The organism is Elusimicrobiota bacterium (assembly GCA_026388155.1).
In the GTDB taxonomy this organism is placed as follows: Bacteria; Elusimicrobiota; Elusimicrobia; order Elusimicrobiales; family UBA9959; genus UBA9634.
The window spans coordinates 231,762-254,752 of record JAPLKI010000025.1 but is presented as its reverse complement, the minus strand read 5'-3'; the positions used below and the strand labels follow the sequence as shown (position 1 = coordinate 254,752).

The window sequence follows — 22,991 nt, the reverse complement described above, 5'->3', positions numbered from 1 at the left end:
TTAACTGATATGAAAACCTCGCTTATAACCGGCTGTGCCGAACGCGTCCTGCGGGCGGATCTGTTTACTCCCTTTACCATTTCAAGCGGCAGCCATAAAAGTCTTGAAAACGCGCTTTTTTCCGTCAAGTCAAAAGACGGCTTTACCGGCTGGGGGGAAGCCGCGGTGGCAAGCCATATTACCGGCGAAACCCTTGAGAGCACGCGTAAAGGCCTGAATATGGCCGCAAAGTATCTTGAGGGCAAAGATTCGGCTGATTATTTAAAGCTTTTCTGCGCTCTTGAGGAAATACTGGATTCCCGCCGCGCGGCTTTGGCGGCGGTGCAGACAGCTCTGCTCGATCTGGCCTGCCGCAGGCTGGATATTTCCCTCTGGCGCTTTTTTGGCGGCGCCAAGGCCCGCCTTAAAACCGACATTACCGTGGTGATAGGCGGCGCGGCCGAGGCCCGTGACTTCACGCTGAAAATGCGCCGCGCGGGCTTTAAAATTTTCAAGATAAAAGTGGGGATTGACTTTGATGAGGATATGCGGCGGCTTGAAGCGGTGAATAAATCCGCGCCCGGCTGCGATATTTACCTTGACGCCAACTGCGCCTATACGGCGGCTGAGGCGCAGAAATTCATTGCGGCTCTCGGGAAAAAAGGCATTGTGCCGGCGGTCTTTGAACAGCCGGTGGCTAAAAATGATCTTGAGGGCCTCTCCTGGCTTTCAAAGAAACTTAAAATGCCCGTGTGCGCCGACGAAAGCGCTTATTCCGTTAATGAAGTTTTTCGCCTGCTCGCCGCTAAAGCGGTTACGGCGGTAAATATAAAACTTACCAAATTCGGCTTCCTCAAGGCGCGTGAGGTCTGGACGCTGGCCAGAGCAAAAGGCGTAAAGCTGATGATGGGCGAAATGCTTGAAACCGAACTCGCCTCCGGAGTAGCCGCGCAGTTCGCCGGCGGGCTTGGCGGGTTTGACTTTATAGATCTGGATACGCCGTTTTTTATAAAAGACAGCGGCATGCGAGGGGCCGGATTTATTTCGCGCGACGGGGTTTATAACCTTGATAAAATCAGGGCAGGCACGGGGGTCGTTCCTAAATAAATCAGGTTGTTTAGACTGAAGGCTGTTAGAAAGAGAGGCGTTTATATTGAAGGTTGAAGTTTTCAGTCTGCTTTGCCTTCAGCCTATTCTTCCTTCAGTCTAATAGCCTTTCTAACGTTCAGCCAGGTTGTTTTCAAGGAGAATAAAATGAAAAAGACGGTATTGTTGATGGTTCTTGGGTTTTTAAGCGCCGGCGTTTGCGCTCAGAATCCCCCGGTCCTGCCTGTTTCCGGTGTGCCGCCGGCCGGTGCCGCCCCCGCACGCCCCGAGCCTAAGCAGGAGCAAAAAGACGTCTCCGCTCCCGCTGAACTCCAACCCAATCTGCTTCAGGCCGATCCAGGCGTTCCGGAGTTGGGCACTGTGGCGGCTCATGTAAAAGCCGCCGTCCCCGAAGTCGCTGTAAAGCCTGCCGCGCCCGCCAGCATTGAGGAGATGAAAATGAAGCAGGGCCAGGCTATGGCCGAACTGAAGAAAAAACAGCAGGAAGAACTCAGGCAGCTGAAGGAACAGATGAAGGCCTCTTCCAGTAAGGAAATTCACAAAGCCGTGGAAACGAAAAAAAAGGGATATAAAGAAGCCGTGAAGTTCCTGAAGGACATTCAAAAGAAAGAAATGAATCAGTTCAGGAAAGACCACCCTGAATTGGTAAAGAATATCAAAAAAACAGATAAAAAATAACGGCTGGAAATCAAACTTAATTCTGTCTCCGGCCCGCCGGCAGCCCGGTCCTTTTTTCGATGACTGTTAAATATGTCTTTTTATCGTTTCTGCTTTGCCTTGCGGCTGCATGCGCCGGGGCTCCCGCTTCGGCGTCGGATTACAGCTTGTCCGCAGGTTACGGCTCCGATATCCCGTTCGGAGGGCGTTGGGGAGATAAAAACGCCGGTTTCAGGTCTGCCCCGGCTTTTAAAGTGTCGCTTGAAAAACCGCTGGATGATTTGTTGAGCTATGGTCTTGACAGTTCAATGTCCACGGGCCATAAGAACAAAAAAATACCTGACCTGAACATAAAAATATTCTCGCTTGTGGCTTATCTGAGGGCTTCGTATCTGAAGGGCGGGCATTCCTATTACAGCTTTGTCGGCGCAGGATTTTATCAGTGGACGCAAAATTCATTTAAAATCGCCGGGGTTTCCTGCGCCTCGGCTTCCGGCGCCAGTCCCGGCATATTGCTTGGCGGGGGGGTGCGCTATCCGTTCTGGTTCGGCTCAAGGGCCTCGTTGGAAGCGCGCTGGCAGCACGTTTTTAATATGAAAGGCGGTGGTTTTAACCTTGATTCGGCCGATAATTTAGGGTTGATGTTCGTAGTCAGTGCTTGGTTATAGTTTACCCCTTGACAAGTCAAACAGTATCTGCCATACTATGTATGGCTGTTAACCTCAAAAGGGACCGCCACATGTGAACTCCCCGAAAAAGGGGAAGCGAAAACCCGCCAAAAGCGGGTTTTTCGTTTATATAAGGGTTCTTGGGGACTGAAAGTCTTTTGCCGGTTTTTTTCCGCGGTGCGGCTTATTTACTATAATTACCGCGTGCATTGGACCTTTTCATGTCAAACTGAAAATGAGCGCTCATAAATTAAAAATACTGCATATAACGGAGAGTTCCGGCTGGACCGGCGGCGCCGCTCAGGCCCTTTTCCTGGCGCGCCAACTGCGCAAAGCCGGGCAGCTTAATATTTTTGCCTGTCCCCCTGACGGTGACCTCGGACGAAAGGCCGCCGCGGAAGGTTTTGAAGTGGTCCATTTTAAGCCCTGCCGCGACTATGACCTTATAACCGCTTTTGCGCTCGCCCGCCTGATAAATGAGAGGCAGCCGGATATCCTGCATGCTCATCACCCCAAGGCCCATGCCATGGCCCTTATAGCAAAACTTCGGGCGCGGCATAAACCGGTCTTCCTGGTAACGCGAAGGGTTTCTCACCCCATTATCACCACTTTCTTTGCCAAACTAAAGTACAAAAGCAGCCTGATAGACGGTTTTATAGCTGTGGCCGAATCGGTACGCGGCCTGCTTACGGCCTATGGCCTGCCCGAAAATCGTGTGCGTACCATTTACAGCGGCACCGACACCGCCCTCTTTTTTCCACAGCCGCCGGCGCCTGCCATAACGGAAGAACTGTGCCTGCCGCCAGGTCTGCCGGTTATAATATTGGTAGGCAACTTCAGTGCCCACAAGGGCCAGCATGTATTGCTGAAAGCCGCCAAAACGCTTTACTCCAGGGGACTGGATTTTATACTTGTTTTTGCGGGCCGCGACACGGATTCCCCTGAGCTTAAGGCGCTTTTCACCCTTGAAGGGCTGCCGCCGGAAAAAGCCCGCTTTCTTGGCCAGCGGAACGATGTGGAGCGTCTGCTTTCTGTCGCTTCGGTAAGCGTGAACGCGGCTGTGAAAGGCGAAGCGCTGAGCGGCAGCATAAGGGAGTCGCTGGCCATGGGAGTTCCGGCCGCCGCCAGTGATATTTCCGGGAATTCTGAAATAGTAAAGGACGGAGTTACCGGTCTGCTCTTCCCTCCCGGCGACGCCGGCGCCCTTGCCGACCGGCTGGAAACTCTGCTTAAAAACGAAGCGCTGCGCGCCGAACTTTCCAAAAACTCCGTCGCGCTGGTGCGGGAAAAATTTACCGTTGAAATAATGGGCGCGCGTACACTGGCCTATTACCGGGAACTCCTAAAGGGCTCGCGATAAAACCGGTTTTCTGGGCTAACCGGTTTCCTAAAATTAGTATAATTTTAATAATATAGTTTTATATAGCGCGCCGTATGAAGGCGTCTTCCGGCTTTTTTGGGGCTGTCTGTGAGTTAGAGCTGAAGTTCTGAAGTGGAAGAGAGCGGAAAACTTCAGCGCTGACTTGTTCCGGTACCTACGCAGGCCCCGCCCTTTTGGCCGCAACACAAGGCTTATAGGGCAACACTTTGGTTATAGAACCCGGAGTTGTGCACCAAAAGAGCGGGGCAGATATTGGAGGCAGTATGGGTAAATTCGTCGAGTGTGTGCCTAATTTCAGCGAGGGCAGGGACATTGAGAAGATAAACCAGATCGTGGATGCCGCCAGGTCCGTGCCGGGCGTGCTTGTGCTGGACGTGGAAAAAGACGCCGACCACAACCGCACGGTGCTCACTTTTATAGCCCCTCTTGAAACCGCCGCCGATGCTATGTTTGCCGTTACTAAAAAGGCCGCGGGCCTGATAGATCTGAACCATCACAAAGGCGAACACCCCCGAATGGGGGCCACTGACGTGGCGCCGTTCATTCCCATCATGGACTCCACATTGGAGGAATGCGTAAAGCTGGCTGAAATCGCTGGTGAGCGCATAGGCAGGGAATTGAACATACCGGTGTATCTCTATGACAGGGCCGCCCGCAATGAAAACCGGAGGGATCTGGCCAAGGTGCGCAAGGGGCAATTTGAGGGCCTGCGCGAAGAAATAGGTAAAAATCCGGACCGCGTGCCGGATTTCGGACCTGATAAAATACATCCCACCGCCGGCGCAATGGCCGTGGGCGCCCGAAACCAGATAGTCAATTTCAATGTAAACCTCGCCACTACCGATATGGATTTTGCCAAAGTTCTGGCAAAAAAGATCCGCACTTCCGGCGGCGGCCTGCCGGCGCTCCGCGCCAAGGAGATTTTTCTGGAATCCAAGGGACAGGTGCAAATTTCAACCGTGCTTACGGATTACCGGACCACTTCCATAAAGCGCGTAATGGATGAAATGGCCAAGGATCTGGCCCCGAAAAATATAGCGGTTACCGGCACAGAACTTATAGGCCTTACCACGCAGGAAGCCATTACCGACTATGCCGTTGAGACCCTTAATGTCAAAGATTTCAGCAAGGATACCCAGGTGCTGGAAACCAAGCTTTTAAAACTTCTAAGCTCCTGGCAGTCGGGCGCCGGTCTTTTTGTGGATGCGCTGGCGAATACCGACCCCACTCCGGGCGGGGGGTCAGCCGGCGCGGTCAGCGGGGCCATGGGCTGCGCTCTCGGCCAGATGGCGCTGGGTATAACTTTGCGCGGGAAAAAGCTGGATGAGGCCAAGAAACCCGCCCTGAACGCCTTGCGGGAGAAGCTTGGCGAATATAAGGCAGCCCTGCAGAATTGCGTAAGCGAGGATTCGGCTTCTTTTGACGTTTTCATGGCCGCCATGAAACTGCCAAAGGACGATCCGGCGCGCAAAGCCAAAATGCAGGCCGCTCTTAAGTACGCGGCCGAGGTTCCGCTTAAGACGGCGCGCCTGGCCTCGGAGGCCCTGGCGGGGCTTGAAGTTTGTTCAGGCGCTGTGTCGCCGCAGGTGGTATCGGACTACAGAAGCGCCCGCTACCTGCTTGAGGCGGCTATCCGCTGTGTCGCCGAAAACGTTTTTATAAACACTGAAGGTTTGGAAGACAAATCTTACGGCGAAAAACTGGTGAGAGAAGTTAAAGGTTATATAACGGCAGCGAATAGAGAAGAAGCAAATAGCAAATAGTAAGATAGCAAATAGTGGGAAAAATGAGACTGCTTTGACAATGAAAATAAACCTCTCTGGCTGTTACTATTTGCTATTTGCTTTCTTACTATTTACTTTTTCGTTATTCGCTAACCCCTATACCCTGACGATTGGATTTTGCAAGGAGATTTAAATGCCTAGCATGGACACTATTTCAAGGAACCTGATGCTGGACAGTCTGCGTGATTACGCTAAAAGGCGTCTGCCCTATGACTTCATACGCCAACATGACGCCGATAACGAGTTCCCGGCCGAAATCTTAAAAGAGATGACCGACCCCGCGATCTTGGGCGTGCATTTGCTGATGATCCCCGTCAAGTACGGAGGGGTTTCCGGCGGCACTTACGACATTTATCGCTTTTGCGAGGCGCTGGCGCACATAGACCTCGGCATTGCCACCTCGGTGTTCGCCACTTTTCTGGGCACCGACCCGCTTAATGTGGGCGGAACCGAGGAGCAGAAAGAAAAATGGCTTAAAAAAATAGCGGAGGAAAGGCTGCTTGTGGCGTACGCCGCCACCGAGCCGGACGCCGGCTCCGACCTGGTTAACTTAAAAACAAGGGCCGAGCATGTGGTGAAAAACGGCAAGCTCGCCGGATACCATCTGACCGGTGCCAAGCAATGGATCTCGAACGGAGGGGTGGCCGATCTCTACACCGTGCTTGCTCTTGCGCCGGGCGGCCCGTGCTGGTTTATAGTTGAGCGGAACATGGAAGGTTTTTCACCCAACAAACATGAAGACAAGCACGGTATACGGCTTTCAAATACAGCGGGGCTTTCACTTGACAATGTTTATGTCCCGATTGAAAATCTTATAGGCCTTGAAGAAGGCAAAGGTCTTTTACAGGCGCAGGCTGTTTTCGGCTACACCCGGCTTATGGTGGCGGCTTTCGGCCTTGGGGCGGGCCTGGAAGCCATTGAAATAGCCGCGCGTTACAGTCAGCAGAGGATACAGGCCGGCGGCCCGCTTTCAGATAAGCAGGGCTATACCCACAAATTCCTGGTGCCGAACATCGTAAGGCTTGAGGCCGCCCGCGCCTACATAGAGGAAACGGCGAACCGCCTTGACTCAGGCGAACATGGCCTGCAGACCGAGGGCGCGGTCGCCAAATATTTCGCCACAGAGTCAGGAAATAAGGCGGCCGAAGACGCCATACAGGCCCTCGGGGGGTACGGCTACACCCGCGATTTCCCGGTTGAAAAGATAAAGCGGGATGTTAAAATAACCTGTATCTATGAAGGCACCAGCGAAGTGCTGGAAATGACCATTTACCGGGGCCGCTGGCAGGAACATCTGAAAACCCGGGGCCGGTATTATCTGGATCTGGCCGATAAAATGGACGCTTTACACGCGGATAATGCCAGTGTGGGAGCGGACGCCTGCGCACTTTCGCTGCGCTCGCTTGCGGCTTTGCTTGAAGAGTGCCGCCTGCACAAGCTAACCCGCCACCAGCATGTAACCTTCAAGCTGGGCAGGCTTATAGCTATGGCCGAGTCGGCGTATGTCTTTTCCGGCGCGGCCGCCAAAGAGCAATACACCGAGTCTGTGCGCTTTGACGTTCAGGGCTGGCAGGCCATGGCCCGTATTTTTGCGAGAGAGGCCGCGCTTACGATCACTACGGAGGGCGCGGCGCTGGTTTTAGGTTCCGTAGAGGGCGTTTCTAATCTATCGGTTGACTTCGCGGGCGCCGCCGCCGTTCAAAAAGGCCTTACGGCGGACATGGACCTTGTAGCCGCGAAACTGAAGCAGACGTTCAAGGCGCGCTAAGAGCAGCGAATAGTGAAGAAGCGAATAGCACAACAGCAGCGAATAGCGAACAGAGAATAGCGAATAGCAAATGCACGCTGCAGATTGAGACGGCAATAAGGAACTCCTTCCCTATTCGCTATTCGCTAACCCCTATTCGCTAACGAATTAGATTTATCAAGGAGATCAACATGCACATCGCCGTTTTTATCAAGCAGGTGCCTGATACCACCGAAGTAAAAATAAATCCTGAAACCGGCACTCTTATAAGGGCCGGCGTACCCAGCATAATAAATCCCTACGACCATTTCGCGCTGCAAAGCGCGCTTGAGCTTAAAAAAAAGCACAATTTCAGGGTCACGGTTATTTCAATGGGGCCGCCGCAGGCAAAAAGCGTGGTGCAGCTGGCTCTTGCTCTTGGCGCCGACGAGGGGATATTGCTTTCCGACAGGGCGTTTGCCGGTTCCGATACCTGGGCCACTTCTTACGCGTTGTCCCGCGCGGCCAAAAAAGCGGGCAAGCTTGACCTTATTTTATGCGGCATGCAGGCCATAGACGGCGACACCGCGCAGGTGGGGCCGGGCGTGGCGCAGCAGCTCGGAATAGCGCAGGTGACTTTTTGCGAACATATTGACCTGGATGGGAAAAAGTTTATCGTAAAAAAGCTCATTGACAGCGGTTATGAAATGGTTGAAGTAAAGCCTCCCGCGCTTTTTACCATGATAATGCCTAATGACTACGCGCCCAAATATCCCTCCTTCCGGGAGATCCACGCGGCGCAGGCTAAACCTTACCAGGTCTGGTCGGCCGAGGATATCGGGGCCGAAGAGCGCTACCTTGGCCTTAAAGGCTCGCCCACGCAGGTAAACAAAATTTATCCGCCGCCGCTGAAAGGCAAGGCGCAGATGACGCATGGTTCCGCTCATCAGGCGGTGGAAAAACTGCTTGAGATAATGAAAGAAAAGCGCTTTATTTCTGAATAAGGAGAATTGTAGCTACTCAGGTTCACGGTTCAGCGGTTTTCCGCCAAACAACCCGGCGGATCCGCCTCCGGCGGAAACGGTTCAACGGTTGGCCGTCTGATAGGCATGGCCTCTGATACGGCACTGGCATAGCCTTGAAAAAGCATGAAGATTAAGGAAAAGATAACCGTGAACCCTGAACCGTGAACCTGATAACCTGAGTAGTTGCGAAGAATTTATGATCAATGTTTCACAAAAATGCATAGGTTGCACTAAATGCGTGCCGGTCTGCCCTTTCGCGGCGATACAGATGATGGCCAAGAAGGCCGTTATAAACGAGGCCTGCACTTTGTGCGGCGTCTGCGTGCAGGTCTGCCCGGTGGAAGCCATAACCATAGCCAGAGAGGAAGCGTCCACAAGGGACCTTTCAGGCTATAAAGGCGTGTGGGTTTTTGTGGAAATGTCGGAGCCCGAAGATAAGACTTCCGCGCAAAAAATAAAGCGGGTCACTTTTGAGTTGTTGTCGGCCGGGCGGAAATTGGCGGACGACCTCGGCCAGGAACTCTGCGCGGTGGTGTTGACCGACAAGAACCGCGCCTATGAAAAAGAACTGGGCGCGTTTGGCGCCGATAAAATGTACCTGACGGAAAACCCCGAGCTTTTTGAATATAATACCGACATTTTTTCCACCGTCATCACGGCGCTTGTCAACACGCATAAACCGGCGGTCATGCTTTATCCGGCCACTATCCAGGGCCGGGACCTGGCCCCGCGCGTGGCTGCCGCGCTTTATGTCGGTTTGACGGCGGATTGCACGGGGCTCGCTATAAAAGACGGCCTGCTGCTGCAGTCACGCCCCGCCTTCGGCGGTAATATCATGGCTGACATTTTAAGTCCCAATTCCAGGCCGCAGATGGCCACCGTGCGCCCCAACGTCATGAAACTCTCGGAGCCAGTTTACGGGAAAACGGCGGTGCTGATCAGGGCGGATATCAAAATTGACAAGAGCCTGCGCCGCGTTAAAGTGCTGGAAAGAAAAATCACGCGCGAATGCGGAACCCTTAAAATAAGCGACGCCAAAATCATCGTTTCCGGCGGACGCGGTATGAAAACCAGGGAAAAATTCAAAACGCTGGAAGAACTGGCGAGCCTGCTTGGGGGCATGGTGGGGGCTTCAAGGGCGGCCGTAGATCTGGGTTTCAAAGAAAAGGCCCGCCAGGTGGGGCAAAGTGGAACTACGGTTTCTCCCAGGCTTTACCTCGCTTTCGGCATTTCCGGCGCCGTCCAGCATATAGTCGGTATGCGGGCGTCGGATATTGTCATCGCCGTCAATAAAGATTCAACCGCTTCCATCTTTAATGTGGCCACATACGGAATAGTGGGCGACGCGCACGAAATACTGCCCAAACTGATCGAGGCGCTTAAGGGAAAAGCCATAGGCTGTAAGCCTTAGGGAGAAAGGTGCCGTAAGTTTTAAGCCGTATGCCATACGCTTTTTAGGAGTTCCCTTAATAGAGCTTATGGCCTCTAGCATATGGCTTATGGCGGGCTGCGCTCTTATGGCTTAAAGCCTAAGGCAGTGTGTGACAAGGTCTAAACGTGAAACTGCTGAATAAACTTTTGCTTATAGTTCTTGGCGCGGGCCTCATCCCCATAATACCCACCGGAATTTTCCTTTATTATTACCAGTCGGCCGCCAAAAAAAATATCCTGACTCTGCACGAAAATGTGTCGCAGATGGCGGCGCTGCTAATAACCCAGAAAACCGGCGAACTGGCGGGCCGGCTTGAAAACATGTGGGGGCCCGATGCTTCGTATGTAACCAGGGAGAACCTTCAAAAGTCGCTCCGGCACAACCCTGAATTTATTTTTCTCGCTTTTACCGGAGCCGACGGGCGGGAGATATTAAGCGGCGGGGCCCCTGAATTGAAAAGGCTTTTCGGCTATGTCGACCTCGGGAACGAACCGCTTTTTAAAAAAGCGGCGGCCACGGGCGTATATCAGGCGGGGCGTTTTGAACTGCTCTTTAACATGCCGGTGTGCCGGCTGGTCTATCCGCTTGGCGGCGGCTACTACGCTTTTGCGCTGGTCAACATGAGGGACCTTTTTGAAAAACTGGAGGCTCAGCGTCTGGGGGCATCGGGCGGCGTGCTAGTGGCCGACGGAGACGGAAATTTTGTTTCCGTCTGGCGCCGTTTTGACGACTTGAGCCGCGAAAGGCTTAAGGGGGTTCTTGAGAGTAAAAAGGAAAAAACATTTTTTCTCGACGGCACCCGCGCGCGCTACATCGGCGCTATAGAAAAGGCGCACGGCTTTGACCTTTACGCCGTAACCCTCCAGGACCGGGCTGAGGCGTTCTCGGGCATCAGCCGCATAACCTGGCTGATGGCGTTTTTCCTGCTTGCCATAATCACGGCTTTTTATTTTTCAGCTCTCGCTTTCAGCAGGCGCCTTGCGGGCCCGGTGGAGGCGCTGGCCGCGGGCGCCGCGCGGGTGGCGCGCCAGGATTTTAAAACGCCGGTGGATAAATTTTCCGGCATTTCCGAACTGGACGCCCTGCTTCAGGCGTTCAACTCCATGATGAGGGAATCGGACCGCTACCACGGCCTTCAGCTTGAAAAGATTTTCGATGAAAAAAGCAAGCTTGAACTGCTTATCAGCCTTATCCATGACGCCATTATCCTTTGCGATTTAAAGGGTGATCTGCTTTACGCCAATGCCTCGGCCAACACGCTGCTTGGCGTAGAAGGAGAAAACGGCCTTAAAGGGGAAGCGCTGCGCTGGAAAATAGCCGGGCTTGTGCAGGCTAAATCTTCCTCGCGCGACGGGTTTGTGGAACTGGACTCCTCGGGCGCAAAAAAATACTACCGGATCAGCCTGCAGACGCTTTCAACCAAAACACAGAAGCCGGCCGTGTTTATGATTTTGCGGGATGTTACGCTGGAACGTGAAATACAGCGGGTTAAAGAGGACTTTTTTCACGCCGTGGCGCACGATTTGCGGGCCCCGCTGCTTACCATGCAGGGCTACATAAAGCTTCTGGAACGGGAATTCGCGCCTGACGCCAAACAGGCCGGCTATGTTAAAAGTGTGCGGGATTCAAGCGACCGGCTTTTTAAATTGCTTGAAAATATACTGGACATCTCGCGCATGGAAGCGGGCCAGCTTAAACCGGACCTGCGGAAAATAAACGCGGCTGACTTCCTGGTTTCGGCGGCCGAGGGTTTTAAGGCGCTTTTTGAGGAAAAAAACATCAGTTTTGAGATTGACGTTTCCGGCGCTAAAAATACGGAATTTTCGGCTGACAGCTCGCTTATGCGCAGGGTAATAGAGAACCTTCTTTCCAACGCCTGGAAGTTCACGCCGGCGGGGGGAAAAGTAAGCGCTTTGGTCACGGCGGAAGGCCGTTCCCTGCGTTTTGAGGTGGCCGACGACGGCCCCGGCATACCGGACGCTCAGCTTGAGAATATTTTTGAAAAATACAAGCAGTTAAAACCGGGAGACGGCGAGTCCGGCTTCGGCCTGGGGCTTGCCATAGCGAGGAAGATAGTGGAACTGCACGGCGGCACTATCCGGGCCGAGTCGAAAATTTCAGGCGGTGTTGTTTTTAAGGTTTCGCTGCCCGTGCGGAACGCGGACAACGGCTCCGCCGGATAATATAGAACAATTAATCGTAAAACAGCGGCTGCAAAGGGCGGTTTAAATGAAAACAGAAGGCGCTAAAAAACAAAGTAAAGTCGTGTACGCGGCAATAGCCGTTTTTTCACTGATATTCGCTTTGACGCACGCACTGAACATGTTTGAGAGCCTTGAAAACAAATGGGGCGATTTTAGGCTTAATTTACCGGGTTATTTGTCCCTGGTTTTTACCGACAATCTGAATTATAGTTTCCTTTTCGGAAAGTATGTGAATAAGCCGTCTTATGACAAGGTTATTATAGCCACGATTGACGATTATACCATAGGCAAGTACGGTTTTCCGTTTAAACGGAAGTATTACGGCGAAATTATAAAAAAAATGAATCTGCTGGGCGTCAAAGCCATAGGCGTTGATGTGATGTTCTTTGAGCCTGACAACAAGGAAAGCGATAATTTGATGTTTTCAGCCGTCGGGAGGGCGGGGAATGTGGTCAATCTGCTGGCGATAGACAGCGTTACAAAGAAATTGAAGCTTCCCCTTAAGGGAGTAATGGAGAACAGCCGGCTGCTCGCATATCCGAATTCCGACATAAGCATGGATCTCGACGGCCATATAAGAAAATTCTGGCTTTTTTATCCAGGCACCGATTCCGATACGCTTGACGAAAATGTTAAAAATGTAACATACTCGCAAATAAATTCACGCCTGAAATGCGGGAAGGAGTGCGCGGATGTGCGTATAGTGTCGCTTGGCATGGGCGCATACTCTATTTATTCAGGCAAGACGCTCGCTGAATTGCAAAAGCGCTACGGCAAGTCGCCCATATTCGTGAACTACAGGGAACCTGTATGCCTGAAGTCGCACCCCGGCTGGTCTACCGATGAAAAAGATTTTTACTGCGCCAGTTACAGACATATTTCCATCGCGGACATCATTGAGGGACGGCTCAGCAAGGAAGAAAAAGCGGTGCTTAAAGACAGTATTGTCCTTATCGGTTCTACGGCGCTTGGAACTTACGACCATTTTCCCGCTCCCTTTCAGAAACTTTTCCCGGGAGTGGAAGTCCATGCCACCACTATAGACAATCTGATGCGCTCCGATATGATGGCGCCCGTATACGGCGGGTATGCGCTGCTGCTCATCCTCGCGCTGCCATGGCTTCCGGTTTCTTTGCGGAAATTCTCCATAAAGACCATTGTTGCGGTGTCTCTTTGTTCATTGGGACTGCTCTTTATCATAGATTACCTGCTGCTTATAAAACTTTGGGTTTTCCCGTTAATGACGGTGGCCCTCTCGCTTTTCCTGCCTTTTGTCTACATCACCGTGGATAAGGCTCTGGCGGAAGGCCGCGAGAAAAAGTGGATAAAAAACACTTTCGGCCAGTACCTTTCGCCCAAAATTGTCGAGGTCATCACCAAAGACCCGTCCAAGCTGTCTCTTGGCGGCGAGAAGCGCGACATGACCGCCTTCTTTCTGGACATAGCGGGCTTTACCACTATGTCCGAGAAAATGACGCCTGAGCAGCTCACAAAGATGCTGGGCAGTTACCTTTCGGGCCTGACGGACGTGATTCTTAAATACGACGGCGTGGTGGATAAATACATAGGCGACTGCATAATGGCTTTCTGGAACGCCCCGCTTGACCAGAAAGACCACCGCAAACTGGCCTGCATGGCGGCGGTCGACTGCATGGGAGAAATAGCCCGCCTGAACACGGAACTTACGGAGTTCACCATTAAACCCTCGGCGCGCATAGGCCTTAACTCCGGCCCCATGGTCGTGGGCAACATGGGGTCAAAGACCCGGCTTTCATACACCGTAATGGGAGATTCGGTGAACCTGGCCTCCCGGCTTGAAGGCGCCAATAAATACTTCCACTCAAAGATAATGGTGAGCGAATACACTTACGAAGAGGCGAAGGATTTCCTTGAAGCCAGACGCCTTGGGCAGATACGGGTGGTCGGCAAAGCTATACCCGTTAAAGTCTATGAGCCGCTGGCGCATAAGGGCAAATTGTCGGCTGAACTCAAGAAACTGCTTGAGGCCTATAACGATGGCCTTGAGGCGTTCTATAAGGGCGATTATGACAAAGCCCGCAAGGCCTTTGAAGCGGCGCTCGCCGCCGCTCCGCAGGACGGACCCTCGCGATTTTATCTGGATTTGGCCGAGAAATATTCTTCCGCTGTTCCAAGTGAATGGGATGGAACGTTTAATCTTACTTCCAAGTTCCATGATTAATAAGCCAGGCACAAGGCACAGAAGGAGACAATTGGGACGGAACGTTTGATCTTACTTCCAAACAGTAAGAGGTTGCGGCGAGCGTGTCGAAATCTCTGAGGAAAACAGGTAATTTATATGGCAATATTCTGGCGGCTGCTTCTATCGCATTTGCTTGCGGACTATACGCTGCAATTCGACTTTGTGAATACCTTAAAGCGGAGGTCCGTTTACGGCATGTTTATTCACTGCATTACGCATTTTATCGTGTCAGTCGCGCTTACCTGGAATGTGCTTGGTTCGGTCTGGTTCAGCCTTGGCCCGCTTAAATTCAATGGCTGGCTGGCTTTGTCGCTGATGTTCTTTGTCCATTTTTTAATAGACGAACTGCGCATATACGGCATGAAACAACTTGGCTACCGCGATGGAACGGTAAATTTTTTGACGGACCAGATCCTTCATATATATGTGCTTTTCATGATATCGCCCGTGATTTATCCGGGGTATGATTTTCTGAGGCCGGAAAAATGGATAGGCGTCGCCGCCATGCTGGTGCTGGTCAGTCATGTGACCACGGTGCTTGTTTATTTCGTTGAAAAAGACCTCTACGGCAAAAAATTCCCCAGGTTTGACGAAAAATATTTTGTGATTTTTGAACGCCTCGTTTTGTGGGCTTTCTTTTTTGTGCCCGGCTATTGGTGGCTGCCTTTTGCGGCGGCCTGGATATTCCAGATGTTTCACATACGGAAAAAGCGCATTATAGACCTGTCGCTTTTAAATATCGTTTTCAGCGTAGTTCTTGCGGCCGGCTTCGGCTTTTGGGCCCGCTATATTTACTACGGCACGGTATAGGAATAGATTGTAGGGGCTAGAGGCTGGCGTATAGGGGATAGGGAAGGAGTCCTTCATTCCCTGACCTCTCGCCTCTATATGCCAGCCGCTGTTGTTATCACAGCCTTAAATCTGCTTATGATCCACACCATGCTTGATCAAACCATAGACTCGGCCATTTTTAATTTTATTGACGTGGAAACCACCGGGCTCTCGCCTGACAGCGCGCGTGTCTGCGAAGTGGCGCTGATAGGCTTTAAAGGCGACGCGCGCGTCAATCATTTCTCTTCGCTTGTAAATCCGGGCGGGCCCATCCCCCATACCGCCTCAAGAATTAACGGTATCACCGACGATATGGTGCGTTCAAGCCCCGTCTTTGAGGATGTGGCGCCGAAGCTTTTGGATCTGCTTGAGGGTTCGGTGATAGTGGCGCACAACGCTCCTTTTGATACAAATTTTTTAAAAATGGAATTTTCCCGGGTAGGCCTTAAATTCCCGGATCTGCTTGTGGTGGATACCCTCGAAATAGCGCGCGGCCATTATAAATTCACCAATAACCGTCTGGGTACCATAGCCGGGGAGCTTAACCTCTCAAGCGAACACTGGCACCGGGCGCTTGCGGATGTGGAAATGACCAGAAAAATTTTTGAGCATTTCGTTTCCGCTTTCAAAAACAGCGGGGCCGTTACTGTGGGCGACCTGGTTAACAAATGCCGTGGGATAAGATAATAGACGGGGGTAACCGGTGACCGATTACCGCCGCCGCAGGGAGGGTGATTCAATGATCAATTCACCGATTAAAAATATCAGGGCGCCAAGGGGCAAAAGAATTTCATGCCTTGGCTGGCAGCAGGAAGCGGCCATGCGCATGCTTATGAATAATCTGGACAACGAAGTGGCCGAACGCCCGGATGACCTTATAGTTTACGGAGGCCGCGGCAAGGCCGCCCGCAACTGGGACTGTTACCGCGCCATAATAAGTTCGCTGCAAAAACTTAAAAACGACGAAACCCTGCTTGTCCAGTCGGGCAAGCCCGTGGGCGTTCTGCGCACGCATGAATACGCCCCGCGCGTGCTTATAGCCAATTCAAATTTGGTGGGCAATTGGGCCAGTTGGGAGGTCTTTGACGAGCTTGAAAAAAAAGGCCTTATGATGTACGGCCAGATGACGGCCGGTTCATGGATCTACATAGGTACGCAGGGCATACTTCAGGGTACTTACGAAACTTTCGCGCAATGCGCAAGAAAACATTTTAAAAGCGACCTTACCGGCAGACTTGTGGTCTCAGGCGGGCTTGGCGGAATGAGCGGCGCCCAGCCGCTCGCCGTTACCATGAACGGCGGCGTGGCCCTGATCATCGAAGTGGACGAAACCCGCATAAAAAAAAGGCTGGACACGGCCTATGTTGACACCATGGCGCGCAGCCTTGATGACGCGCTTGAACTGGCCGGTGAAGCTCTGAAGGCTGGAAAGCCGCTCTCTATAGGGCTTTTGGGCAACTGCGCCGAAGTATTGCCGGAAATAGCGCGGCGCGGCGTAAAGGTGGATGTGCTCACCGACCAGACTTCCGCTCACGACCCGCTGAACGGTTATATTCCTAAGGGGTTCACGGTTAAAGCCGCGGGAGAGCTTAGAAAAAAAGACCCCAAAAAATATGTGAAGCTGGCTATGGAATCCATAGCTATCCATGTTGAAACCATGCTGAAACTCCAAAAAAGCGGGGCGGTCGTTTTTGATTACGGCAATAATATCCGCACCATGGCTTTCAAGCAGGGCGTGAAGAACGCCTACGATTTCCCGGGTTTCGTGCCCGCATATATACGGGACCTTTTCTGTTACGGCAAGGGGCCTTTCCGCTGGGCCGCCCTTTCGGGTGATCCCAAAGACATAGCCGTTACAGATAAGCTCGCCCTTGAGCTTTTCCCGGACAATGAGAGTCTGGCGCGCTGGATAAAAATGGCCGGGGAAAAGGTTAAGTTCCAGGGCCTGCCGTCGCGCATTTGCTGGCTTGGCTATGGGGAGCGCCATATTATGGGACTTCGCATGAACGAACTGGTAAAAAAAGGAAAAATCTCGGCCCCGATAGTGATAGGCCGCGACCATCTGGATTGCGGCTCGGTGGCAAGCCCGTTCCGGGAAACGGAGGCCATGAAAGACGGCTCCGACGCCATAGCCGACTGGCCTGTTTTAAACGCTTTGGTAAACACCGCTTCAGGCGCCAGCTGGGTGTCTTTCCACCACGGCGGCGGAGTGGGCATGGGCTATTCTCTTCACGCCGGCCAGGTTACCGTGGCCGACGGCACAAAAGAAATGGCCTTGAGAATTAAAAGAGTGCTTACCAACGACCCGGCCATGGGAGTAATCAGGCACGCGGACGCCGGATATGAGAAGGCGATAGATTTCGCTAAAAAGAAAGGCGTGAAAATACCGATGATTAAATAGCGGATAGCGTATAGGTAATAGCGGTTAGCGAAGGTATTTCCTTAATTCCTAACTCCCTAATCCCTAGCCCCTCGCCCCTAAACGCTAAACGATATCTAAGGAGGATATAATAACTATGGCTACCGACTTCAGTTTTGATGTGGTTTCAAAAGTGGATGTGAATCTGGTGGATGAATCCATCGCCAACGCCATGAAAGAGGTGATAAACCGGTATGATTTCAGGGGCAGCAATTCAGAGATGACTTTCGATAAAAAAGAAAATGCCATAACGCTTTTGTCCTCGGACGAGTATAAGATAAAAGCCCTCTATGATGTTTTGCTTACGCGCCTTTCAAAACGCAATATCCCGCTTAAAAATTTTCAGCCGGGCAAGGTGGAATCGGCCCTCGGCGGGCAGGCCAGGCAGGTGGTCAAGATCCAGCAGGGTATACCGATTGACAAAGCCAAAGAAATGGTAAGAGCCATAAAAGACGCCAAGCTTAAAGTTACAGCCGCCATACAGGGCGACAGCCTTCGCATAACTTCCCGTTCCAAAGACGAGCTTCAGACAGTAATGACGTTTCTCCGCGGCGGCGATTTCGGAGTGACACTGCAGTTTGATAATTACAGGTAGTGCAGCGGATAGGGGCTAGCGGATAGAGGATTAGGGAAGGAGTTTCTAAATCCCTAGCCTCTAGCCCCTATCCGCTGGATGCTGTATCAAAATAACTATGGCCTTAATCCTTACCAACATTAAACAACTGCTCACATTCAAAGGCGCGCCGGGTCCGCGTTCCGGCTCAGCAATGCGTGACATCGGCCTGATTACAAACGGGGCGGTGCTTATTGAAGGCGGGCATATCCTCGCCTCCGGCCCGGAAAAAGATGTAATAAAACACCCGCTTGTCAAAAAAGCCCGCGAAATCAAAGCCCGCGGCGTGGTAATACCGGCTTTTGTTGACAGCCACACCCACGCGGTTTTTGCGGAACCGCGCCTTAAAGATTTTTCCATGCGTCTTGAAGGTGCTTCCTACAAGGAAATAAAAGCCGCCGGGGGGGGGATTGTTTCAAGCATAGCGTCCGTCAGAAAACAAAACCCGCGCGCCATGGCCGGCCAGCTTTTGAAACGGGCGCAAAAGTTCCTTGAGTGCGGCACCGGCACAATAGAGGTAAAAAGCGGCTACGGCCTTAGCCTGGCCTCCGAACTGAAAATGCTGCGGGCCGTAAAAAACGCCGGGCGCGAAACAGCGCTTGAAATGATCCCAACGCTTTTAGCCGCCCACAGCGTTCCGCCAGAGTTTAAGGGCGACGCTGAAAAATACCTGGCTTACACCATTGAAAAAATAATGCCGGCGGTGGCCAAAGAAAAGCTGGCCGTTTTCGCAGATATTTTCTGCGAAAAGGGCTATTTCAGCCCGGCGCAGACGGCGTGTTATCTGGAGGCCGCGAAAAGCTTCGGCCTTAAACCCAAGGCACATACCGAACAGCTTTCAAACTACGGCGGCACGCTTGCGGCCGCGCACGCGGGCGCCGTAAGCGTTGACCACGCGGATTTTATCAACGCCGCCGATATTAAGGCGCTTAAAGCTTCAGGTACCATTGTAACCCTGCTACCTGCCTCAAACCATTACCTGGGCGTTGAAAAATATCCCCCGGTAAAAGCACTGATGGCGGCCGGTATTCCGGTGGCATTGGCCACAGATTTCAATCCCGGCACCGCCCCCTGCTGGAACATGCAGTTCGTGTTGTCGCTTGCCTGCCTGCGCCTGAAAATGGGGCCGGAGGAGGCTTTAACGGCCGCCACCGTAAACGGCGCCTGCGCTTTGGGGCTGGGCGGCAGGCTTGGCACTCTGGAAGCCGGCAAGCAGGCCGATTTAGCCGTTTTTGACGCTGAGGATTATCGCGAGCTTTGCTACTACTTCGGCGGCAGCCTTAACCTGATGACGGTAAAGAAAGGCCGCGCGCTGCGGTTCAAAACTAGCGCTGAAGCGCTGAAGCGCTGAAGTCTGCAGGCCTGGATTTTTTATTTCAATTCTTCAGCGCTTCAGAGCTATTGTGCGTCCGTCCACCGGATTTAGACAAAAATATTATGCCAAACACAGCGGTCGCCCTCAGAGCGATGACAAACGGGGTGTCTTCACTGGAGCGGGGAAATTTGCGGGAGGCTGAAACATTTTTTGAGCGGGCTTTACGCTTTAACGTGAATCTTCCGCAGGCGGACCTGTATCTTGCCAAAGTGGCGCTGCGTTTAGGCGATACGGCAAAAGCTGAGCCGCATGTGGACCATGTTCTTGCCGTAGAGCCCGGCATAGCCCACGCGCATTACCTGAAAGCGCGCATACTCGCGCAGAAAGGGGAGCGCGGGCGCGCGCTTGGCTGTCTTAAAAAAGCCGTTGAACTTTCACCGGGCTTTAAAGAGGCCCGCATATTTTTATTTTTGCTGCTTAATAACCCGGGGTGGAACCTGCGTGAAATTGAAATGCCGGATTCCTGGAAGCTGGCCGTGGAGGCCGATAAAAAAGGCGATCTGGGGGAAATGCGCTCCGCGCTCCTGGATTTTGCGGCCGCGGCAGGCGCCGGTTCAAGCGCCGAACTCTTTAAGGCCTACTGCATGCTTTCGCATTATGAAAAGGCGTGTGAAATCCTCGCGCTGCTCACCTTGCCCGGCGAAGCCAGGAGCCGGTGCGGCCTGCTTAGTATAGCCCACCCCTGGTGCCTCGAATACAGCTTGCCGAAATCTTATTTCATGGAGCACGCGCGCAGATTGGGAAAGGAAAAACCTTGCCCGAGGCTGAAGGGTTTTATGACGTACCTTAAATGCACCCTGAACATGAACTTACACGGTTCGGCGAAGGAAGCCGCCCGGGCGCGATTAGGCGTTCTTATTGAAAAAGGGTCCGGAAAGTACGATTTTGCCAGGTATCTGACCGGGTGGAACAGTCTTTATGCCGGCCGATATGACAGGGCCGCCGCCGATTTCCAAAATATGCTGACTATAGGTTATCGGCACCTGGTGGTTCATTGCAGTCTTGGCGAAGCGCTATTATGTAAAGGCGGGATACGCGCGGGACTGGAACAGTTTAAAGCCGCTTACTCCTCCGCTCCGGGGCCGGAAAAGGAAAGCGTGCTGGCCTGGGAAGGGGAGATGCGCTTGTTCCTGAAACAATACCGCCGGGCTGTCGGATTGCTTAAAAACAACAAGTGTCGTCACGCCGCCTGCTGGCTGGGGGCGGCCTGCCTGGAAATGGGTGAGTTTAAAAACGCCTTAATTGAACTTAAAAAAGCGGTTGCCGCCGCCCCGGAAGACGCGGAAGCCAGGACCTGGCTTGGCGAGGCTTACCGGCGCTGCGGCCGCCGCCGTGAAGCTTTGCGCGAGCTTGAAGCGGCCGGCAGGCTTTCCGCCGGAGACGGATCCTCCCCCGGCGGAAAGGGCTGCAATATATGGGTGTGCCTGAATAAGGCCCTTCTTTTCGCAGACAGCGGCGATACTGCCAAAATGGAACGCAATTTCGCGCTTGCCGCTTCGGCATGGCCCGAGCCGCTCTCTTTAGCCCGCAAAAGGCTTGGCATAGGCGGCGGAGCGTCCTTGCGCGGCGCTGATATAGTCCGGGTAATAGAGTATACTCTTAAGATGTGCGGCGGCTACAGGCGGATGGATAAATATTTTTTGCCTTTAGTGACTAAACCATGAAAATAGTGCTTTTTGACATTGACGGAACCCTGATCAAAGCCGGGGGCGCGGGTGTGCGCGCCCTGAATAAAGCTATAAAGAAAATGTGCGGCGTGGCGGATGTTTGTTCAAAGTTGTCCTGGCAGGGCGTTACGGACAAGGCTAATTTTGACGCGGCCTTCAGGCGGGCCAGGGGCAGGAAGCCGACAGCCGGTGAAGCGCGTAAAATAGAAGCGCTTTATGTAAAGTGCCTGCCGGCCGAAATAATCGTTTCGATCAAAGGAAAGAATTACGCCAAGATAAAAGGCGCGGAAAAACTGCTTAAGAAACTTTCAAGGAATAAGGGGTTGCTTATAGGCCTTGGCACCGGCAATCTGAAGGCGGGGGCGTTTCTGAAGCTTGAGCCGTCCGGCCTGCTGGAATATTTTTCTTTCGGCGGCTACGGTTGCGATTCCCGTCACAGAAGCGATGTGCTGCGCAAGGCAGTGGAAAGGGCCGAAAAAATGACAAAGACAAAGATAAGGCCGGGGGAGGTTTTTGTCATCGGCGATACGCATCTGGATGTTTTGGCCGCCAAGGAAGCCGGTTACCATCCCGGCGCGATTCTGGATGGTTTCGGCGACGCGCGGGAAATACAAAAAAGCGGGCCCGAAATTCTGACAAAAAACTTCGCGGTGATAAAACCCTGGCTTCTCTGGCTGGGGCTGGAGCGCGACCCGAAAGGCGTGCGGCGCGGCACCTATATCTGTCCCGATTCGCCTATCGAGCACGCCCACTACGGCAGCACCGGAATGGACTTGAAAAATGTTGAGGACGCCCTCACCCGCCTGCGCTCAATAAAGCGCAAGATCGTAAAAGGCTCAGAATGAAAATAGAAAACACTCTGACTTATTCGGATATCATGGAAATACCCAGGCTTCTGCATTTGTTTTCCGAAAGGGCGCACGGGCTTGAAAAAACGGCGCTCAAAGGCAAAAACAACAGCGTTTATCTTGTCGGGCGGGGAAGTTCCGGCAACGCCACGCTTTTTGCGAAGTATATCTGGGAAGTTTATGCGGGAGTGATTACGAACTTCATCCACCCGCATTCTATCTTTGAGGCTAAAAAACCGCTTAATTTCAAAGGCCAGGCCGTATGGGCCTTCTCGCAGTCCGGCAAAAGCGAAGACATCATTGCCTGCCTGAAGCTGCTTAAAAAATGGGGCGCGGCATCCGTGGCAGTGACCAATGAGCCGTTGCTGAGCGAAAATCCGCTTGCCCGGTCGGCGGACGCGCGTATTTTGCTTTCAAATTCAAAAGAACTGCCGGTGGCAGCCACTAAAAGCTTCGCCCTCCAGTTATGGGCGGTTTTGTGGACCGCGCAAATCTGGAGCGGCTGCTTTGGCGAAGAAATCTTTGAGCAGACGGAAGAATCGCTGGAGGATTCTATCTCAGACGGCTTCGAACTGCCGAAAGACTGGGCCAGGCTCAAAAAAGCTCCGATAATCGGTTTTGTGGGCAGGGGCCCCTATAACGCCGTGGCCGAGGATTCCGCCTTGAAATTCAGGGAAATGAGCCGTTCTCACGCGGTGGGATATTCCGCGGCGGAGTTCTTGCACGGCCCGGTGGGGGCCTATACTTCAAAGGATTTTGTTTTCCTTCTCAGTCCTTCCTCAAACCTGCCGGAGGATCTGCTGAAAGTCAAAAAAGCCCTTGAGGCCAGAGGAACCGCCTGCGAGAGCGTTTTCCCGGAAGGCGGGAAGTTTCCTTTCAACTGCCTGCTGACCGATGTTAAAATGAAAATGCTGGCGCTGCGCCTCGCCCTGGAAAAAGGCCTGAACCCCGACAACCCCAAAGGCCTGAAAAAAGTAACAAAAACTTTTTAGGTGATTTTGGGAACAGGACCGGCGCTGAGGTTTTCCTGTACAGTCCGCAAGACAGTCCGGTT

Annotated in this window: 18 protein-coding genes; all 18 read left to right on the top strand. The window is 52.6% G+C overall.

The window, feature by feature from the left end:
- Window positions 1–9 precede the first annotated feature (9 nt).
- Complete coding sequence (locus NTX59_13385; protein MCX5786668.1) at window positions 10–1,086, top strand: dipeptide epimerase; 1,077 nt, start codon at window positions 10–12, stop codon at window positions 1,084–1,086.
- Window positions 1,087–1,233: 147 nt separating this feature from the next.
- Complete coding sequence (locus NTX59_13380) at window positions 1,234–1,764, top strand: hypothetical protein (GenBank protein MCX5786667.1); 531 nt, start codon at window positions 1,234–1,236, stop codon at window positions 1,762–1,764.
- A 59-nt stretch (window positions 1,765–1,823) separates the two neighbouring features.
- A complete protein-coding gene (locus tag NTX59_13375; protein ID MCX5786666.1) occupies window positions 1,824–2,411 on the top strand; it encodes a hypothetical protein in 588 nt (195 codons plus the stop codon).
- Between the two features lie 235 nt (window positions 2,412–2,646).
- Window positions 2,647–3,771 (top strand): glycosyltransferase, encoded by a 1,125-nt coding sequence (locus NTX59_13370; GenBank protein ID MCX5786665.1) that lies wholly within the window; start codon window positions 2,647–2,649, stop codon window positions 3,769–3,771.
- 284 nt (window positions 3,772–4,055) lie between these two features.
- A complete protein-coding gene (gene ftcD, locus NTX59_13365; GenBank protein ID MCX5786664.1) occupies window positions 4,056–5,555 on the top strand; it encodes a glutamate formimidoyltransferase in 1,500 nt (499 codons plus the stop codon).
- Window positions 5,556–5,709: 154 nt separating this feature from the next.
- Window positions 5,710–7,344, top strand: coding sequence for an acyl-CoA dehydrogenase family protein (locus NTX59_13360; protein MCX5786663.1), 1,635 nt, complete (start codon window positions 5,710–5,712; stop codon window positions 7,342–7,344).
- A gap of 170 nt (window positions 7,345–7,514) precedes the next feature.
- Window positions 7,515–8,306 (top strand): electron transfer flavoprotein subunit beta/FixA family protein, encoded by a 792-nt coding sequence (locus NTX59_13355; protein ID MCX5786662.1) that lies wholly within the window; start codon window positions 7,515–7,517, stop codon window positions 8,304–8,306.
- 217 nt (window positions 8,307–8,523) lie between these two features.
- Complete coding sequence (locus NTX59_13350) at window positions 8,524–9,738, top strand: electron transfer flavoprotein subunit alpha (protein ID MCX5786661.1); 1,215 nt, start codon at window positions 8,524–8,526, stop codon at window positions 9,736–9,738.
- Between the two features lie 146 nt (window positions 9,739–9,884).
- The gene (locus NTX59_13345; protein MCX5786660.1) at window positions 9,885–11,942 is read left to right on the top strand and encodes an ATP-binding protein; all 2,058 of its coding nucleotides are present in this window, start codon (window positions 9,885–9,887) and stop codon (window positions 11,940–11,942) included.
- A 46-nt stretch (window positions 11,943–11,988) separates the two neighbouring features.
- Window positions 11,989–14,163 carry an adenylate/guanylate cyclase domain-containing protein gene (locus tag NTX59_13340; protein MCX5786659.1) on the top strand — a complete coding sequence of 725 codons (2,175 nt, stop codon included), beginning with the start codon at window positions 11,989–11,991 and terminating at the stop codon, window positions 14,161–14,163.
- Window positions 14,164–14,280: 117 nt separating this feature from the next.
- On the top strand, window positions 14,281–14,994 hold the full coding sequence (locus NTX59_13335; protein MCX5786658.1) for a DUF3307 domain-containing protein: 714 nt from the start codon (window positions 14,281–14,283) through the stop codon (window positions 14,992–14,994).
- 117 nt (window positions 14,995–15,111) lie between these two features.
- On the top strand, window positions 15,112–15,702 hold the full coding sequence (locus NTX59_13330) for a 3'-5' exonuclease (protein ID MCX5786657.1): 591 nt from the start codon (window positions 15,112–15,114) through the stop codon (window positions 15,700–15,702).
- 52 nt (window positions 15,703–15,754) lie between these two features.
- Complete coding sequence (gene hutU, locus NTX59_13325; GenBank protein MCX5786656.1) at window positions 15,755–17,416, top strand: urocanate hydratase; 1,662 nt, start codon at window positions 15,755–15,757, stop codon at window positions 17,414–17,416.
- Between the two features lie 115 nt (window positions 17,417–17,531).
- A complete protein-coding gene (locus NTX59_13320; GenBank protein MCX5786655.1) occupies window positions 17,532–18,029 on the top strand; it encodes a YajQ family cyclic di-GMP-binding protein in 498 nt (165 codons plus the stop codon).
- A gap of 97 nt (window positions 18,030–18,126) precedes the next feature.
- Window positions 18,127–19,398 carry an imidazolonepropionase gene (gene hutI / locus NTX59_13315; GenBank protein MCX5786654.1) on the top strand — a complete coding sequence of 424 codons (1,272 nt, stop codon included), beginning with the start codon at window positions 18,127–18,129 and terminating at the stop codon, window positions 19,396–19,398.
- Between the two features lie 86 nt (window positions 19,399–19,484).
- Window positions 19,485–21,086: a tetratricopeptide repeat protein gene (locus NTX59_13310; GenBank protein MCX5786653.1), complete on the top strand. Its 1,602-nt coding sequence runs from the start codon at window positions 19,485–19,487 to the stop codon at window positions 21,084–21,086.
- The gene (locus tag NTX59_13305) at window positions 21,083–21,934 is read left to right on the top strand and encodes an HAD hydrolase-like protein (protein ID MCX5786652.1); all 852 of its coding nucleotides are present in this window, start codon (window positions 21,083–21,085) and stop codon (window positions 21,932–21,934) included. Before NTX59_13310 ends, NTX59_13305 begins: the two co-directional genes overlap by 4 nt.
- On the top strand, window positions 21,931–22,929 hold the full coding sequence (locus NTX59_13300) for an SIS domain-containing protein (GenBank protein MCX5786651.1): 999 nt from the start codon (window positions 21,931–21,933) through the stop codon (window positions 22,927–22,929). Before NTX59_13305 ends, NTX59_13300 begins: the two co-directional genes overlap by 4 nt.
- Window positions 22,930–22,991: the final 62 nt, after the last annotated feature.